This is a genomic window from Pseudomonas sp. LBUM1679 (assembly GCF_059695565.1).
The window spans coordinates 6,187,432-6,201,630 of record NZ_CP166774.1; the positions used below are offsets into that span (position 1 = coordinate 6,187,432).

General features: G+C 60.3%; 17 protein-coding genes and 1 pseudogene. 6 read left to right on the top strand and 12 right to left on the bottom strand.

Annotation, left to right across the window (positions count from 1 at the left end; all coding sequences use genetic code 11):
* Positions 1 to 164: 164 nt before the first annotated feature.
* Positions 165 to 923, bottom strand: coding sequence for a Nif3-like dinuclear metal center hexameric protein (locus ACA062_RS28225; RefSeq protein ID WP_497453971.1), 759 nt, complete (start codon positions 921 to 923; stop codon positions 165 to 167).
* Positions 924 to 1,025: 102 nt separating this feature from the next.
* Here ACA062_RS28225 and algW point away from each other — a divergent pair, with 102 nt between their 5' ends.
* Positions 1,026 to 2,192: a Do family serine endopeptidase AlgW gene (algW, locus tag ACA062_RS28230; protein ID WP_150763950.1), complete on the top strand. Its 1,167-nt coding sequence runs from the start codon at positions 1,026 to 1,028 to the stop codon at positions 2,190 to 2,192.
* A 139-nt stretch (positions 2,193 to 2,331) separates the two neighbouring features.
* Here the strand turns inward: algW and hisC are convergent, their stop codons facing one another.
* The 11 genes and pseudogenes from hisC to ACA062_RS28285 form a co-directional block, all read right to left on the bottom strand.
* The gene (hisC, locus tag ACA062_RS28235; protein ID WP_497453972.1) at positions 2,332 to 3,384 is read right to left on the bottom strand and encodes a histidinol-phosphate transaminase; all 1,053 of its coding nucleotides are present in this window, start codon (positions 3,382 to 3,384) and stop codon (positions 2,332 to 2,334) included.
* A 2-nt stretch (positions 3,385 to 3,386) separates the two neighbouring features.
* Positions 3,387 to 4,724 (bottom strand): histidinol dehydrogenase, encoded by a 1,338-nt coding sequence (gene hisD, locus ACA062_RS28240; protein WP_497453973.1) that lies wholly within the window; start codon positions 4,722 to 4,724, stop codon positions 3,387 to 3,389.
* 124 nt (positions 4,725 to 4,848) lie between these two features.
* Positions 4,849 to 5,484, bottom strand: a complete 636-nt coding sequence (hisG, locus tag ACA062_RS28245) for an ATP phosphoribosyltransferase (RefSeq protein ID WP_007901570.1) — start codon at positions 5,482 to 5,484, stop codon at positions 4,849 to 4,851.
* Between the two features lie 116 nt (positions 5,485 to 5,600).
* Positions 5,601 to 5,708, bottom strand: a pseudogene (locus tag ACA062_RS28250) (N-acetyltransferase); the annotation flags it as partial.
* A gap of 25 nt (positions 5,709 to 5,733) precedes the next feature.
* Positions 5,734 to 6,999, bottom strand: coding sequence for a UDP-N-acetylglucosamine 1-carboxyvinyltransferase (murA, locus tag ACA062_RS28255; protein WP_128872995.1), 1,266 nt, complete (start codon positions 6,997 to 6,999; stop codon positions 5,734 to 5,736).
* A gap of 22 nt (positions 7,000 to 7,021) precedes the next feature.
* A complete protein-coding gene (locus tag ACA062_RS28260; protein WP_128872996.1) occupies positions 7,022 to 7,261 on the bottom strand; it encodes a BolA family protein in 240 nt (79 codons plus the stop codon).
* Positions 7,262 to 7,375: 114 nt separating this feature from the next.
* Positions 7,376 to 7,681, bottom strand: a complete 306-nt coding sequence (locus ACA062_RS28265) for an STAS domain-containing protein (RefSeq protein WP_497453974.1) — start codon at positions 7,679 to 7,681, stop codon at positions 7,376 to 7,378.
* The gene (locus ACA062_RS28270; protein ID WP_497453975.1) at positions 7,678 to 8,334 is read right to left on the bottom strand and encodes an MlaC/ttg2D family ABC transporter substrate-binding protein; all 657 of its coding nucleotides are present in this window, start codon (positions 8,332 to 8,334) and stop codon (positions 7,678 to 7,680) included. The genes ACA062_RS28265 and ACA062_RS28270 overlap by 4 nt, the downstream gene beginning before the upstream one ends.
* 11 nt (positions 8,335 to 8,345) lie before the next feature.
* Complete coding sequence (gene mlaD, locus ACA062_RS28275) at positions 8,346 to 8,813, bottom strand: outer membrane lipid asymmetry maintenance protein MlaD (RefSeq protein ID WP_338920668.1); 468 nt, start codon at positions 8,811 to 8,813, stop codon at positions 8,346 to 8,348.
* On the bottom strand, positions 8,813 to 9,610 hold the full coding sequence (gene mlaE / locus ACA062_RS28280; RefSeq protein ID WP_128873000.1) for a lipid asymmetry maintenance ABC transporter permease subunit MlaE: 798 nt from the start codon (positions 9,608 to 9,610) through the stop codon (positions 8,813 to 8,815). Before mlaE ends, mlaD begins: the two co-directional genes overlap by 1 nt.
* Positions 9,610 to 10,419 (bottom strand): ATP-binding cassette domain-containing protein, encoded by an 810-nt coding sequence (locus ACA062_RS28285; RefSeq protein WP_128873001.1) that lies wholly within the window; start codon positions 10,417 to 10,419, stop codon positions 9,610 to 9,612. The genes mlaE and ACA062_RS28285 overlap by 1 nt, the downstream gene beginning before the upstream one ends.
* 277 nt (positions 10,420 to 10,696) lie before the next feature.
* Here ACA062_RS28285 and ACA062_RS28290 point away from each other — a divergent pair, with 277 nt between their 5' ends.
* From ACA062_RS28290 to lptB, 5 genes are read left to right on the top strand one after another with little or no spacing between them, the layout of a single operon-like run.
* Entirely contained in the window at positions 10,697 to 11,671 is a 975-nt protein-coding gene (locus ACA062_RS28290; protein WP_128873002.1) for a KpsF/GutQ family sugar-phosphate isomerase, read from the top strand.
* Entirely contained in the window at positions 11,671 to 12,195 is a 525-nt protein-coding gene (locus ACA062_RS28295; RefSeq protein WP_497453976.1) for a KdsC family phosphatase, read from the top strand. Before ACA062_RS28290 ends, ACA062_RS28295 begins: the two co-directional genes overlap by 1 nt.
* A 7-nt stretch (positions 12,196 to 12,202) precedes the next feature.
* On the top strand, positions 12,203 to 12,775 hold the full coding sequence (gene lptC / locus ACA062_RS28300) for an LPS export ABC transporter periplasmic protein LptC (RefSeq protein ID WP_497453977.1): 573 nt from the start codon (positions 12,203 to 12,205) through the stop codon (positions 12,773 to 12,775).
* Positions 12,762 to 13,310 carry a lipopolysaccharide transport periplasmic protein LptA gene (lptA, locus tag ACA062_RS28305; protein ID WP_497453978.1) on the top strand — a complete coding sequence of 183 codons (549 nt, stop codon included), beginning with the start codon at positions 12,762 to 12,764 and terminating at the stop codon, positions 13,308 to 13,310. Before lptC ends, lptA begins: the two co-directional genes overlap by 14 nt.
* Complete coding sequence (lptB, locus tag ACA062_RS28310; protein ID WP_128873006.1) at positions 13,310 to 14,035, top strand: LPS export ABC transporter ATP-binding protein; 726 nt, start codon at positions 13,310 to 13,312, stop codon at positions 14,033 to 14,035. The genes lptA and lptB overlap by 1 nt, the downstream gene beginning before the upstream one ends.
* Positions 14,036 to 14,199 lie beyond the last annotated feature (164 nt).

The following is a 14,199-nucleotide window of genomic DNA, read 5'->3' on the forward strand; positions in this document are numbered from 1 at the left end:
GGACGTGGGCTAGATCGAAAGGGTATATGAATATACCTGCCCGTTTGGGCCCCCTGCCCTTGTAGGAGCGAGGCTTGCCCGCGAAGAACGATAACGCGATACGTCAGGTACACCGGGTTATCGTTCTTCGCGGGCAAGCCTCGCTCCTACAGGAATGTCAGAATTCAGATCGGATTCGGGCAATCGATGAAGATGTGCTCGAGGGCGAAACGCCGTGCCAGGTAATCGCCCAGCGCCTGCACGCCATAGCGCTCGGTGGCATGGTGACCGGCGGCGATGAAGCTGATGTCGTTTTCCCGGGCGCTGTGGAAGGTTTGCTCGGAGGCTTCGCCGGACAGGTACAGATCGACGCCGGCCAACACCGCCTGGTCAATGTAACCCTGACCGCCACCGGTGCACCAACCCACCCGACGAATCATCTCGCTGCCTTCGATCAGCAATGGCTCGCGGCCCATGACTTCCTGCACGCGACGGGCGAAATCCCGCGGTGTCACCGGTTCGTTCAATGAGCCGACCAGGCCGACAACTTTAAGGTTGTCCGGGTCCAGCGGGCCTTCGACGGTGATGTCCAACTGGCGAGCAAGCTGCACGTTGTTCCCGACTTCCGGGTGCAGATCCAGCGGCAGGTGGTAGGACAGCAGGCTGATATCGTGCTTGAGCAACGTCTTCAACCGACGCTGCTTCATGCCGGTGATGCACGGATTCTCGCCCTTCCAGAAATAGCCATGATGCACCAGCACCAGATCCGCGTTGGCCTCCACCGCGGCGTCGAGCAACGCCTGGCTGGCGGTGACGCCACTGACGATGCGCATCACCTGCGGCCGGCCTTCGACCTGCAAACCGTTGGGGCAGTAATCGGCAATCTTGGCACTGTTCAGGTAACGGTCGGCTTCTTCGACCAGGGTGCTCAGGGCGACGGCCATAAAAGACTCCTAAATATCCCGTTCGGAGGCGCGCTTGGCCTCGTATAATGCGCGACATTATGGGCGGTCTCATACCGCCTGCAACCTTTCAGGACGTGCTTAATGCTCAAGGCGCTGCGTTTTTCCGGCTGGCCGCTGTTGGCCGGCGTGCTTATCGCTCTATTGATCATCCAGCGTTACCCGCAGTGGGTCGGGCTCCCGAGCCTCGACGTCAACCTGCAGCAAGCCCCGCAAACCACCATCATGCAACAGGGCCCGGTGTCCTATGCCGACGCGGTGACCACGGCCGCGCCGTCGGTGGTCAACCTGTACACCACCAAGGTCATCAACAAACCGAACCATCCGCTGTTCGAGGATCCGCAGTTCCGCCGCTTTTTCGGCGACAACTCGCCCAAGCAGAAGCGCATGGAGTCGAGCCTCGGTTCGGGCGTGATCATGAGCCCGGAAGGCTACCTGCTGACCAACAACCATGTGACCAGCGGTGCCGACCAGATCGTGGTGGCACTCAAGGATGGCCGGGAAACCCTGGCCCGAGTGATTGGCAGCGACCCGGAAACCGACCTCGCGGTGTTGAAGATCGACTTGAAGCATCTGCCCTCGATCACCGTCGGCCGTTCCGACAATATCCGCATCGGCGACGTGGCCCTGGCCATCGGCAACCCGTTCGGTGTCGGCCAGACCGTGACCATGGGCATCATCAGTGCTACCGGGCGTAATCAGCTGGGCTTGAACAATTACGAAGACTTCATCCAGACCGATGCCGCGATCAACCCCGGCAACTCCGGCGGCGCGCTGGTGGATGCCAACGGCAACCTGACCGGCATCAACACGGCGATCTTTTCCAAGTCCGGTGGTTCGCAAGGTATCGGTTTCGCAATTCCGGTCAAGTTGGCCATGGACGTGATGAAGTCGATCATCGAACACGGCCAGGTGATCCGCGGCTGGCTCGGCATCGAAGTGCAACCGTTGACCCAGGAGTTGGCGGAATCCTTTGGTCTGTCGGGACGTCCGGGGATCGTGGTCGCGGGAATTTTCCGTGATGGTCCGGCGCAGAAGGCCGGCCTGCAACTGGGCGACGTGATCCTCGCCATCGACGGTGAACCGGCGGGTGATGGTCGTCGCTCGATGAACCAGGTGGCGCGGATCAAGCCGACGGACAAGGTCACGATTGAGGTGATGCGCAACGGCAAGGAACTCAAGCTCATGGCGGAAGTCGGACTGCGTCCGCCGCCTGCGCCGGCGCCGGCCAAAGAGAAAGAACAAGAGTAAGCAGCAACACAAAACCCTTGTAGGAGCGAGCGGTGCGGCGATCCGACTTGCCCGCGAAGAACGATGACTCGGTGCAACAGATGCACCGCGTTATCGTTCTTCGCGGGCAAGCCTCGCTCCTACAGATGTCGGCTGTGGTTTAGAGGTCGGCCAGGCCGTCGATCAGCGCCTGGTTCTGCTCTGGGGTACCAATGCTGATCCGCAGGAACTGGGCAATCCGCTCCTGCTTGAAGTGCCGAACGATCACACCCTGCTCGCGCAACTTCGCCGCCAGGCCCGCTGCATCGTGCTGCGGATGACGAGCGAAAATGAAGTTCGCCGCCGACGGCAACACTTCAAAGCCCTTCGCTTGCAATTGCCCGACCACCTTGTCGCGACTCTCGATCACCCACCGGCACGTCTTGTCGAAGTGCTCGCGATCCTCGAACGCTGCCGCCGCGCCCACAATCGCCAGGCGATCCAGCGGATAGGAGTTGAAGCTGTTCTTGATCCGCTCCAGTGCTTCGATCAGGTCCGGATGGCCGACCGCCAGGCCCACCCGCAGCCCGGCCAGAGAACGGGACTTGGACAGGGTCTGAGTCACCAGCAGGTTCGGGTAACGGTCCACCAGCGTGATCGCCGTCTCGCCACCAAAATCGATATACGCCTCATCCACCACGACCACCGAGTGCGGACTGGCCTTGAGGATTTGCTCTACCGCTTCCAGCGCCAGCAGGCAGCCAGTCGGCGCGTTCGGGTTAGGGAAAATGATCCCGCCGTTCGGTTTGGCGTAGTCGGCCGGATTGATCTGGAACTGCTCGTCCAGGGGTACGGCGTCGAAGGCGATGCCGTACAACCCGCAGTAGACCGGGTAGAAGCTGTAGCTGATGTCCGGAAACAGCAGCGGCTGATCGTGTTGCAGCAGACCGTGGAAGATGTGCGCCAGGACTTCATCGGAACCGTTGCCGAGGAACACCTGATTGCTCTGCACACCGTAGTACCTGGCGACTGCGTTTTTCAGCAGATCGCTGTTCGGGTCCGGGTACAGGCGCAAATTGTCGTTCAGTTCGGTCTGCATCGCCGCCAGGGCTTTGGGCGATGGACCGTACGGATTTTCATTGGTATTGAGCTTCACCAGCTTGGCCAGTTTCGGCTGTTCGCCCGGTACGTAGGGCACCAGATTCTTGACGAACGGGCTCCAGAATTTACTCATGTTCAGTTCCCCTGCCCTTGTGGAAAGTCTTCGTCAACGATGCGGTATTCGGCGCTGCGCGCGTGCGCGGTCAACGACTCGCCACGGGCCAGCACGGAAGCGGTCTTGCCCAGTTCCGACGCACCCTGCTCGGAGCAGAAGATGATCGACGAGCGTTTCTGGAAGTCGTACACACCCAGCGGCGAGGAAAACCGTGCAGTGCCGGAGGTCGGCAGCACGTGGTTCGGGCCGGCGCAGTAGTCGCCCAGGGCTTCCGAGGTGTGACGGCCCATGAAGATCGCGCCGGCGTGACGGATCTGCGGCAGCCAGGCTTGCGGATCGGCAACCGACAATTCCAGGTGTTCCGGCGCGATGCGGTTGGCCACTTCGATGGCTTGGTCCATGTCGCGGACCTTGATCAGCGCGCCGCGGCCGTTGATCGAGGTTTCGATGATCTCGGCGCGCTCCATGGTCGGCAGCAGTCTGGCGATGCTGGCGGCGACTTTGTCGAGGAACTCGGCGTCCGGGCTGACCAGGATCGCCTGGGCGTCTTCATCGTGCTCGGCCTGGGAGAACAGGTCCATGGCGATCCAGTCCGGATCCGTCTTGCCGTCGCACACCACGAGGATTTCCGAGGGGCCGGCGATCATGTCGATACCGACCTGGCCGAACACGTGGCGCTTGGCGGTGGCGACATAGATGTTGCCCGGCCCGACCACCTTGTCGACCTTCGGCACGCTTTCGGTGCCATAAGCCAACGCAGCGACCGCTTGCGCGCCACCGATGGTGAAGACGCGGTCGACACCGGCGATGCAGGCCGCGGCCAGCACCAGCTCGTTGATTTCACCGCGGGGAGTCGGCACGACCATGACCACTTCGGTCACACCGGCCACCTTGGCCGGAATCGCGTTCATCAGAACCGAGGAAGGATAAGAGGCCTTGCCACCCGGTACGTACAGACCGGCGCGATCCAGCGGCGTGACCTTCTGGCCCAGCACCGTGCCATCGGCTTCGGTGTAGCTCCAGGAGTCCTGCTTCTGCTTTTCGTGGTAGCTGCGCACGCGGGACGCGGCTTTTTCCAGGGCTTCGCGCTGGGGCACGGTGATCCGCGTCAGGGCCAGTTCCAGGCGCTCGCGCGGCAGGATCAGGTCGGCCATGGAGGCAACGTCCAGGCCGTCGAACTGCCGGGTGTAGTCCACCAGCGCCGCATCGCCACGTTCACGCACGGTCTTGATGATGTCCAGCACGCGCTGATTGACCGAGTCGTCGGACACACTTTCCCAGCTCAGCAGATGATCCAGATGATGTGCGAAATCCGGGTCAGCAGCGTTGAGTCGGCGAATTGCAGTCGGTGCGGTCATAGCGAGAGCCTCATAGAATTGGCAAAAACTCAGGCGCCCGAAGCTAACATTCGATCCGCTTGGGCACCTGAGAATTCTGGCTATGAGGCGGATAGACGGCGCGACCTGACGTCGCGCAGGTGAATCAGCCGCGGTGTCGAGACTCCACTGCCTTGCGCAGGGTGTCGATCAACGCCTGGATACGGGCGTGCTGCATTTTCATCGACGCCTTGTTGACGATCAGGCGGGAGCTGATGTCGGCAATGAAATCCTGGGGTTCCAGGCCATTGGCGCGCAGGGTGTTGCCGGTGTCGACCACGTCGATGATCTTGTCCGCAAGACCGATCAGCGGTGCCAGCTCCATCGAGCCGTAGAGCTTGATGATGTCGACCTGACGGCCCTGTTCGGCATAGTAGCGCTTGGCAACGTTGACGAACTTGGTCGCCACCCGCAACCGGCCCTTGGGCTCGACATCGCCGACACGGCCAGCGGTCATCAGCTTGCAGAGGGCGATACGCAGGTCCAGAGGCTCGTACAAACCCTGGCCGCCATATTCCATCAGCACATCTTTACCGGCGACACCGAGGTCGGCGGCGCCATGCTCGACGTAAGTCGGCACATCGGTGGCGCGCACGATCAGCAGGCGCACATCGGCCTGGGTCGTGGGAATGATCAGCTTGCGGCTCTTGTCCGGATTCTCGGTCGGCACGATGCCCGCTTCAGCCAGAAGCGGCAGGGTGTCGTCAAGGATGCGGCCCTTGGACAGTGCGATGGTCAACATGGGAAGCGTCAGTCCTTATCAGGCTATTGCTGTCCGGTCGCAAACGGCGCCAGACACAGATCGAGGCCATTACAGCCTCGATTTGAACCAAATCAGTTAACAGCAGACACCGTACTGTGGCGAGGGAGCTTGCTCCCGTTGGACTGCGTAGCAGTCCCATTTTTCGGGCCGCTTCGCGCTGGAGCGCCAGCCCGGCCCAGCGGGAGCAAGCTCCCTCGCCACAATGACAGTGTTCGCAGCCCCGGGGAACTAGCCCGGTACGCGGCGGATCTTGGCGCCGAGCATCTGCAGTTTCTCTTCGATGCACTCGTAACCACGGTCTATGTGGTAGATGCGGTCGATCAGGGTGTCGCCTTCGGCGATCAACGCCGAGATGACCAGGCTGGCCGATGCACGCAGGTCGGTGGCCATGACTGGCGCGCCCTTGAGCTTCTCGGTACCGGTCACGATGGCAGTGTTGCCTTCGACCTGGATCTTGGCGCCCATGCGGTGCAGTTCATACACGTGCATGAAGCGGTTTTCGAAGATCGTCTCGATCACGGCACCGGTGCCTTCGGCAATGGCGTTGAGGGAGATGAACTGCGCCTGCATGTCGGTCGGGAACGCCGGGTACGGAGCCGTACGCACGTTGACGGCTTTAGGCCGCTTGCCGTGCATGTTCAGCTCGATCCAGTCTTCGCCGCAGGTGATTTCGGCACCCGATTCGCGGAGTTTTTCGAGGACGGCTTCAAGGATGGTCGGATCCGTGTCCTTGACCTTCACACGACCGCCGGTGACCGCTGCGGCCACCAGGTAGGTGCCGGTCTCGATACGGTCGGGCATCACCTTGTAAGTGGTCGGGTGCAGACGCTCGACGCCATCGATGGTGATGGTGTCGGTGCCGGCACCAGTGATCTTGGCGCCCATGGCGTTCAGGAAGTTCGCCAGGTCGATGACTTCAGGTTCGCGAGCGGCGTTTGCCAGCACGCTGCGGCCCTTGGCCAGTGCGGCGGCCATCATGATGTTTTCGGTACCGGTCACGCTGACGGTATCGAAGAAGAAGTGCGCACCGCGCAGGCCGCCTTCAGGCGCCTTGGCCTTGATGTAGCCGCCTTCGACGTCGATGACTGCGCCCATGGCCTCAAGACCGCGGATGTGCAGGTCAACCGGACGCGAACCGATGGCGCAACCGCCAGGCAGTGCGACTTCAGCTTCACCGAAACGGGCAACCATCGGGCCCAGCACCAGGATCGACGCACGCATGGTTTTAACCAGTTCGTACGGGGCGATCAGGGTCTTGATGGTGCGCGGGTCGATTTCGACGCTGAGCTTCTCGTCGATCACAGGCTCAATGCCCATGCGACCGAACAGCTCGATCATGGTGGTGATGTCGTGCAGGTGCGGCAGGTTGGCCACGGTCACCGGGCCATCGCACAGCAAGGTGGCAGCCAGGATCGGCAGGGCAGAGTTCTTTGCCCCGGAGATGCGGATTTCGCCATCAAGACGAACGCCACCGGTAATAATCAATTTATCCATAAGAATCTCGACGCCCTTGGGCTCAGGTGCGCTCGGCCCAGGCCGCGCTGCTGAAAAATTTCATAGTGACCGCATGGATGCTGCCATCGGTGATCCATGGGTTCAAATGGGCATAGATCTGCTGCTGACGCTTCACCGGGCTCAACGCCGCCAGTTCATCGCTAATCACGTTCAGCTGAAAGTTGCAGCCTTCGCCTTCAACTTCTACCAACGTTCCGGGCAGCTTTCCTTCAAGGAAGCTCTTTACTTCGGTGGCCTGCATGCTCAACCTCAATCGGCGCCCTGTGCGCGCGGGTCGGACATCATACAAAAAAGCCCCGCGCCTGCGAACCCCGCTAAGCAGGACTCTGACGGGGGGCTTGTTCATAGATGCTGGTTAGGGTTGCGCCAACAGCTCGGTCAATTCGCTGACCTGAGCGATTTCGCGCATGTCTTCCGGCATCCCACGGATGCTCCACGCCTTGCCGGCCGCCTCTGCATCGCGCATGAAGCATAGCAACAGCGACAAGCCGACACTGCTGGACTTCAGCACCGCCGAGCAATCGACTACCAACGCAGCCGCCTTGCTGGACTTGATCAGCGCCTGGCCCTGCTTGCGCAGGCCGGGGCCGGTGCGGTAGTCCAGCATGCCGCTGAGCAGCAGCTCGCCGGCGTTGTTCATGCGAATGGCCGACACACTCATTGGGCTTGCTTCGCCGGCGCTTGTTTCTCGGTGGCGTCCTTGGCTTTGGCGACTTCACCGGCCCAATTATTGATGGTCTTGTCCAGGTCGTTGCCATTGCGCTGCATCGCGTCAGCGAACTGATCACGGAACAGCTTGCCGATGTTGATACCGTTGATGATCACGTTGCGCACTTTCCACTCGCCGTTGATTTTCTCGAGTGTGTAGGACACAGGATAGACCGAACCGCTGCTGCCCTTGACCGTCATGGCAACGCTTGTACGGTCGCCCGACTCATCCTTGGCAGGATCAACGGTGATGCCCTGGTTGTTGTATTCGAGCAAGGCATTGCCATAAAACTGGAACAGGCCTCTTTTGAAGTTTTCCTGAAACGTCTTCATTTGCTCGGGCGTGGCTTTGCGCGAGTACTTGACCGTCATGATGCTCTTGGAAATGCCCTCGGCATCCACGACGGGTCCCACGATAGTATTCAGTGCCGTATAAAAATCTGACGGATCCTGTTTGTACTTGTCTTTGTTGGCCGCCAGATCTGCCAGCATCCGGGTCGTGGTGTCCTTTATCAGATCGTGCGCCGACGGCGCCGCCACTGCGTTAGCCATCAACGGCAAGGCCGCAAGCAATATCAACAGGCCACGTCGCAAGGTAGAGATCATTCAAAAACTCCTCATTTGGCTTCTTTGCTAACGGTATTGAGCAGGAATTTACCGATCAGGTCCTCGAGCACCAGCGACGACTGGGTGTCGTGGATGGTTCCACCATCCTTGAGCAAGCCTTCTTCGCCGCCCACGCTGATACCGATGTACTTCTCGCCCAACAGGCCAGCGGTCAGGATAGATGCAGTGGAGTCAGTCGGCAGATTATCTACCGTCTTCTCCAGCTGCATGGTCACTCTGCCGGTGAAACTGTCGCGGTCCAGATCGATCGCCGTGACCTTGCCGATGGTCACACCGGCCATGGTCACTTTAGCTCTGACCGTCAAACCGGCGATATTGTCGAAATAGGCATAAAGTTTATACGTATCGGTCGTTGCGCTCGGGGACAGGCCACTCACCCGCAACGCCAGCAACAGCAAAGCCAGGATGCCAGCCAGCAAGAAAAGGCCGACACCGATTTCCAGGGTGCGGTTTTGCATCAGAAATCTCCAAACATCAAGGCGGTCAGAATAAAGTCCAGGCCGAGCACTGCCAAAGAGGCATACACCACGGTCTTGGTAGTGGCACGACTGATCCCCTCGGAAGTGGGCTCGCAGTCATAGCCTTGGAATACGGCGATCCAGGTCACGACAAAGGCGAAGACGATGCTTTTGATGATGCCGTTGAGCACATCGTCGGCAAAGGTCACGCTGTTCTGCATGTTCGACCAGTAGGAACCTTCATAGACCCCCAGCCAGTCGACGGCCACCCACGAACCACCCCAGATGCCCACCACGCTGAAAATCATCGCCAGCACCGGCAGGGAAATGAAGCCGGCCCAGAGGCGCGGGGCGATGATGTACTTGAGCGGATCGACACCGATCATTTCCAGGCTGGACAATTGCTCGGTGGACTTCATGTTGCCGATTTCGGCCGTCAGGGCCGAACCTGCGCGCCCGGCGAACAGCAAGGCGGTGACCACCGGCCCCAGTTCACGCAGCAACGTCAGCGCAACCATCTGCCCGACCGCCTGCTCCGACCCATAGCTGGACAGGATGTTGAATCCTTGCAGCGCCAGCACCATGCCGATGAACACCCCGGAGACCACGATGATCACCAGGGACATCACGCCCACCGAATGCAATTGCTTGACCAGCAGCCCGAAACCGCCGCCGATACCGCCGCGGCCGAACAGGGCATGAAACAGGAATATCGCCGAACGGCCAAACACGGCCAACACATCGATGCCGGAATGACCGAAGCGGCGCACTCGTTCTAGCAGTGAAATCTTGCGCATCAACGCTTCCCCAGAAGATCTGCGCGGTAATCCGTCGCTGGAAAGTGATAGGCGACCGGTCCGTCAGGATCCCCCGTCATGAATTGACGGATACGGGGTTCACTGGAATTCATCAGTTCGTCAGGCGTGCCCTGCCCCAATACCTGCCCGTCACCCACCACATAGATGTAGTCGGCAATGCTCGCTGTCTCGGCCAGGTCGTGGGACACCACGATACTGGTGATGCCCAGCGCATCGTTGAGCAGGCGGATCAGGCGCACCAGCACGCCCATGGCGATCGGGTCCTGACCGACAAAGGGCTCGTCATACATGAGTATCTGCGGATCGAGGGCAATCGCCCGGGCCAGCGCGACACGGCGCTTCATGCCGCCGGACAGTTCGTCGGGCATCAGGTCGATGGCGCCACGCAAGCCCACGGCCTGCAATTTGAGCAGGACAATGTCCCGGATCATTTCTTCCGGAAGCTCGGTATGAACCCGTAGCGGAAAGGCGACGTTCTCGAACACATCGAGATCGGTGAACAGCGCGCCGCTCTGAAACAGCACACCCATGTGCTTGCGAGCATCGAACAGGTCGCTGCGCGACAGCTTCGGCAGGTTCTGACCGTTGACCCAGACTTCGCCCTTGGTCGGGCGCAATTGGGCACCCATCAAACGCAACAGTGTGGTCTTGCCACACCCGGAAGGCCCCATGATGCCGGTGACCTTGCCGCGCGGTATACGGATATCGACGTTATTGAAAATGCTGCGCGCACCGCGCTTGAAGGTCAGTCCCTTCAGCTCGACCGCGTAGGCGTTATCGGCACTCATCTAAACTCCTTGCGATGCAGCCTCTCACTCGGACGCCTGGCTTTCTTGCGAAAGCACATGCCTCCCCGGGCAGGCCGAACTGGCGGCGAACTATATCACTGCAAAGGCCAAGCGCCCAAGGCCCACGCCGGTTCATGTTCAGCAACATGACAGGGTGAAAGCGTGTATTTGGCGGGATTAAGTAACAGGGAGTGACAAAGCGCGACGAACTTGCGTGAGGGTTTCGATCATTACCGCTATAATCGCCGCCTTTTCATCAGGCTATACGATTTCCGACATGAGCCAATCCAGCGACCTGATTCAGTCTGCACAACGCACCATCCGCCTCGAACTGGAAGCCGTCACCGGCTTGTTGCCCCGTATCGACGCGGATTTCGTACGCGCTTGCGAGATGATTCTGGCCAGCAAAGGCCGCGTGGTCGTGGTCGGCATGGGCAAATCAGGGCACATCGGCAACAAGATTGCCGCCACCCTGGCCAGTACCGGCACCACGGCTTTTTTCGTGCACCCGGCCGAAGCCAGCCACGGCGACATGGGCATGATCACCCGCGATGACATCATCCTGGCACTGTCGAACTCCGGTTCGACCAATGAAATCGTGACCCTGCTGCCACTGATCAAGCGCCTGGGCATCCAGCTGATCAGCATGACCGGCAACCCCGACTCGCCGCTGGCCAAGGCTGCCGAGGTGAACCTCAACGTGCACGTCGAACACGAAGCCTGCCCGTTGAACCTGGCACCGACGTCGTCGACCACCGCGGCCCTGGTCATGGGCGACGCCCTGGCCGTTGCGCTGCTCGAAGCCCGCGGGTTTACCGCTGAAGATTTCGCCTTTTCCCACCCCGGCGGCGCCCTTGGCCGACGCCTGCTGCTGAAAGTGGAAAACGTCATGCACGCCGGGCAGGAACTGCCGCAGGTCCAGCGCGGCACCCTGCTCAAGGACGCGCTGATGGAAATGACCCGCAAAGGCCTGGGCATGACGGTGATCCTGGAAGCCGATGGTAAACTCGCCGGGATCTTCACCGACGGCGATTTGCGCCGCACCCTGGACCGCGCCATCGACATCCACCACGCCACCATCGACCAGGTCATGACCGTTCACGGCAAGACGGCTCGCGCTGAAATGCTGGCCGCCGAAGCCCTGAAAATCATGGAAGACCATCGAATCAACGCACTGGTGGTGGTGGACAAGGAGGACCGTCCGATCGGCGCCTTCAACCTGTCCGATCTGCTGCGTGCAGGAGTAATGTAATGACGACCGATCTGCTGGAACGCGGCAAGAACATCAAACTGGCGGTATTCGACGTCGACGGCGTACTGACCGACGGACGCCTGTACTTCCTGGAAGACGGCAGCGAATTCAAGACGTTCAACACGCTCGACGGCCAGGGCATCAAGATGTTGATGGCAGCCGGCGTGCAGACCGCTATCATCAGTGGGCGCACGACCCCGGTGGTCGAGCGACGCGCGAAAAACCTAGGCATTCCACACTTGTACCAGGGTCGCGAAGACAAACTGGTGGTGCTCGACGAGCTTCTTGCCAAACTCGACCTAAGCTATGAACAGGTCGCCTACCTCGGCGACGACTTGCCGGACCTGCCGGTCATTCGCCGCGTCGGCCTGGGCATGGCGGTGGCCAGTGCCGCCAGTTTCGTGCGCGAACACGCCCACGGCATCACCCAGGCCCGTGGTGGCGAAGGTGCCGCTCGCGAATTCTGCGAATTGATCCTGCGCGCCCAGGACCGCCTCGATGCGGCCAATGCCGCGTACCTGTGAGCCCACTATGCTGAGCAAAAAGATTCGCAAATTCCTGGTGTTCGGCTGCATCGCCGCCATTTTCGCGGCGGTCGGCTACTGGAACATCAGTCCGGAGCGTTTCCTCGACAAGCCGGTCGTCAAGGCCGATGAAACCCGGATCGACTGGTACGCGACCAACACCCATAGCGTGCAGTACCTGCCAGATGGCAAATTGCAGTACGACATGACGTCCGACAAGGTCGAACACCTCAAGGCCAGTGACGTGACGCTGGTCAGCAAACCGGACCTGAACATGTTCCGCGGTACCGAGTTTCCGTGGCATGTGCAGAGCGAACGCGGCGAAGTCAATTCCGGCGGAACCGAAGTCGAACTGATCGACTCGGTACGTATCGCCCGAACCGACGAAAAAAAGCGCACGACCATCATCACCAGCAGTCGCATGACCGTGTTCCCGCAGCAGCAATATGCGCAGACCGAGCAACCCGTTAGAATCGACGGCGCTGGTGGCGTGTCGACCGGCACGGGCATGAAAGCGTATTTGAAAGAAAGCAGGATACACCTGCTATCGAACGTAAGAGGACAGTATGAGGCTCGTTAAAACCCTCCCTATTTTGCTCAGTCTGGGCGCAGCACTGGGAAGCGTGAGCGCCTGGGCTCTGCCGGACGATAGAAACCAGCCTATCCGCATTCAGGCCGACGACGCCCAACTGGACGACAAGCAAGGCATCGCCACCTACAAAGGCGATGTGATCATCACCCAGGGCACGATGAAGGTCACCGGCAACACCGTGACCATCACCCGCACCGCTTCCGGCGACGTCGACGTGGTGACCTCGGTGGGCAACCTGGCCTACTTCGAGCAGATGCAGACTGCCGGCGACTCCAAGCCGGTTCAGGGTTATGGCGTCACTATCCAGTACCATGCCTCGCAAGACCGCGTCGTGCTGATCGATCGCGCCAAAGTCATCGACAAGGACGGCAACGTCACCCAAGGCGAAAAAATCGTCTACGACACGGTCAAGAAACTGGCTAACGCTGGCCGCGCCACCGGCACCAAAGTCACCGAAGAACGCCCGCGCATCGACATGGTGATCCAGCCGAAAAAGAAATCCGACGAGCAAAAGGCCCAGTAATGGCAACTCTGAAAGCTCAGCATCTGGCCAAGAGCTACAAGAGCCGCCAGGTCGTGCGCGACGTCAGCCTGTCCATCGACAGCGGTCAGATCGTCGGCTTGCTTGGCCCTAACGGCGCCGGCAAAACCACCTGCTTCTACATGATTGTCGGCCTGGTACAGGCCGATCAGGGCCGTGTACTGATCGACGACCTGGACGTCAGCCACCAGCCGATGCACGGTCGCGCGAAAGCCGGTATCGGCTATCTTCCGCAGGAAGCGTCGATCTTCCGTAAACTCTCGGTGGCCGATAACATCCTGGCGATCCTCGAGACCCGCAAGGAACTCGACAAGGCCGGTCGCCGCAAGGAGCTGGAAAGCCTGCTGCAGGAATTCCACATCCACCACATCCGCGACAACCTCGGCATGAGCCTGTCCGGTGGCGAACGCCGCCGCGTGGAAATCGCCCGCGCACTGGCCACCAACCCGAAATTCATCCTCCTCGACGAACCTTTCGCCGGCGTGGACCCGATTTCGGTGGGCGATATCAAACAGATCATCCACCACCTCAAGGCCAAGGGCATTGGCGTGCTGATCACGGACCACAACGTCCGCGAAACCCTGGATATCTGCGAAACCGCCTACATCGTCAACGATGGCCAACTGATCGCCGAAGGCGACTCTGCCACCATCCTGGCCAACGAACTGGTCAAGGAAGTGTATCTGGGCCATGAGTTCCGCCTGTAAGCGGTGTCCGCCTTGTCGCCCAAGCGCTTGTCTCGATAAAAAATCAACACTTTTTTATTGTTACAGCGCTCTAGGCAAACGCTAAAGTTTCGGGCATATAATTTGCTTATGTTTGGCGCTCCGGCGCCCTGTAGTGGATGGCGCATGTGCGCCGGCGAATAAGG

Coding starts and splice junctions, on each gene's coding strand:
- ACA062_RS28225 (WP_497453971.1), bottom strand. CDS start 923: ATGGCCGTCGCCCTGAGCACCCTGGTCGAAGAAGCCGACCGTTACCTG.
- algW (WP_150763950.1), top strand. CDS start 1,026: ATGCTCAAGGCGCTGCGTTTTTCCGGCTGGCCGCTGTTGGCCGGCGTG.
- hisC (WP_497453972.1), bottom strand. CDS start 3,384: ATGAGTAAATTCTGGAGCCCGTTCGTCAAGAATCTGGTGCCCTACGTA.
- hisD (WP_497453973.1), bottom strand. CDS start 4,724: ATGACCGCACCGACTGCAATTCGCCGACTCAACGCTGCTGACCCGGAT.
- hisG (WP_007901570.1), bottom strand. CDS start 5,484: ATGTTGACCATCGCACTGTCCAAGGGCCGCATCCTTGACGACACCCTG.
- murA (WP_128872995.1), bottom strand. CDS start 6,999: ATGGATAAATTGATTATTACCGGTGGCGTTCGTCTTGATGGCGAAATC.
- ACA062_RS28260 (WP_128872996.1), bottom strand. CDS start 7,261: ATGCAGGCCACCGAAGTAAAGAGCTTCCTTGAAGGAAAGCTGCCCGGA.
- ACA062_RS28265 (WP_497453974.1), bottom strand. CDS start 7,681: ATGAGTGTGTCGGCCATTCGCATGAACAACGCCGGCGAGCTGCTGCTC.
- ACA062_RS28270 (WP_497453975.1), bottom strand. CDS start 8,334: ATGATCTCTACCTTGCGACGTGGCCTGTTGATATTGCTTGCGGCCTTG.
- mlaD (WP_338920668.1), bottom strand. CDS start 8,813: ATGCAAAACCGCACCCTGGAAATCGGTGTCGGCCTTTTCTTGCTGGCT.
- mlaE (WP_128873000.1), bottom strand. CDS start 9,610: ATGCGCAAGATTTCACTGCTAGAACGAGTGCGCCGCTTCGGTCATTCC.
- ACA062_RS28285 (WP_128873001.1), bottom strand. CDS start 10,419: ATGAGTGCCGATAACGCCTACGCGGTCGAGCTGAAGGGACTGACCTTC.
- ACA062_RS28290 (WP_128873002.1), top strand. CDS start 10,697: ATGAGCCAATCCAGCGACCTGATTCAGTCTGCACAACGCACCATCCGC.
- ACA062_RS28295 (WP_497453976.1), top strand. CDS start 11,671: ATGACGACCGATCTGCTGGAACGCGGCAAGAACATCAAACTGGCGGTA.
- lptC (WP_497453977.1), top strand. CDS start 12,203: ATGCTGAGCAAAAAGATTCGCAAATTCCTGGTGTTCGGCTGCATCGCC.
- lptA (WP_497453978.1), top strand. CDS start 12,762: ATGAGGCTCGTTAAAACCCTCCCTATTTTGCTCAGTCTGGGCGCAGCA.
- lptB (WP_128873006.1), top strand. CDS start 13,310: ATGGCAACTCTGAAAGCTCAGCATCTGGCCAAGAGCTACAAGAGCCGC.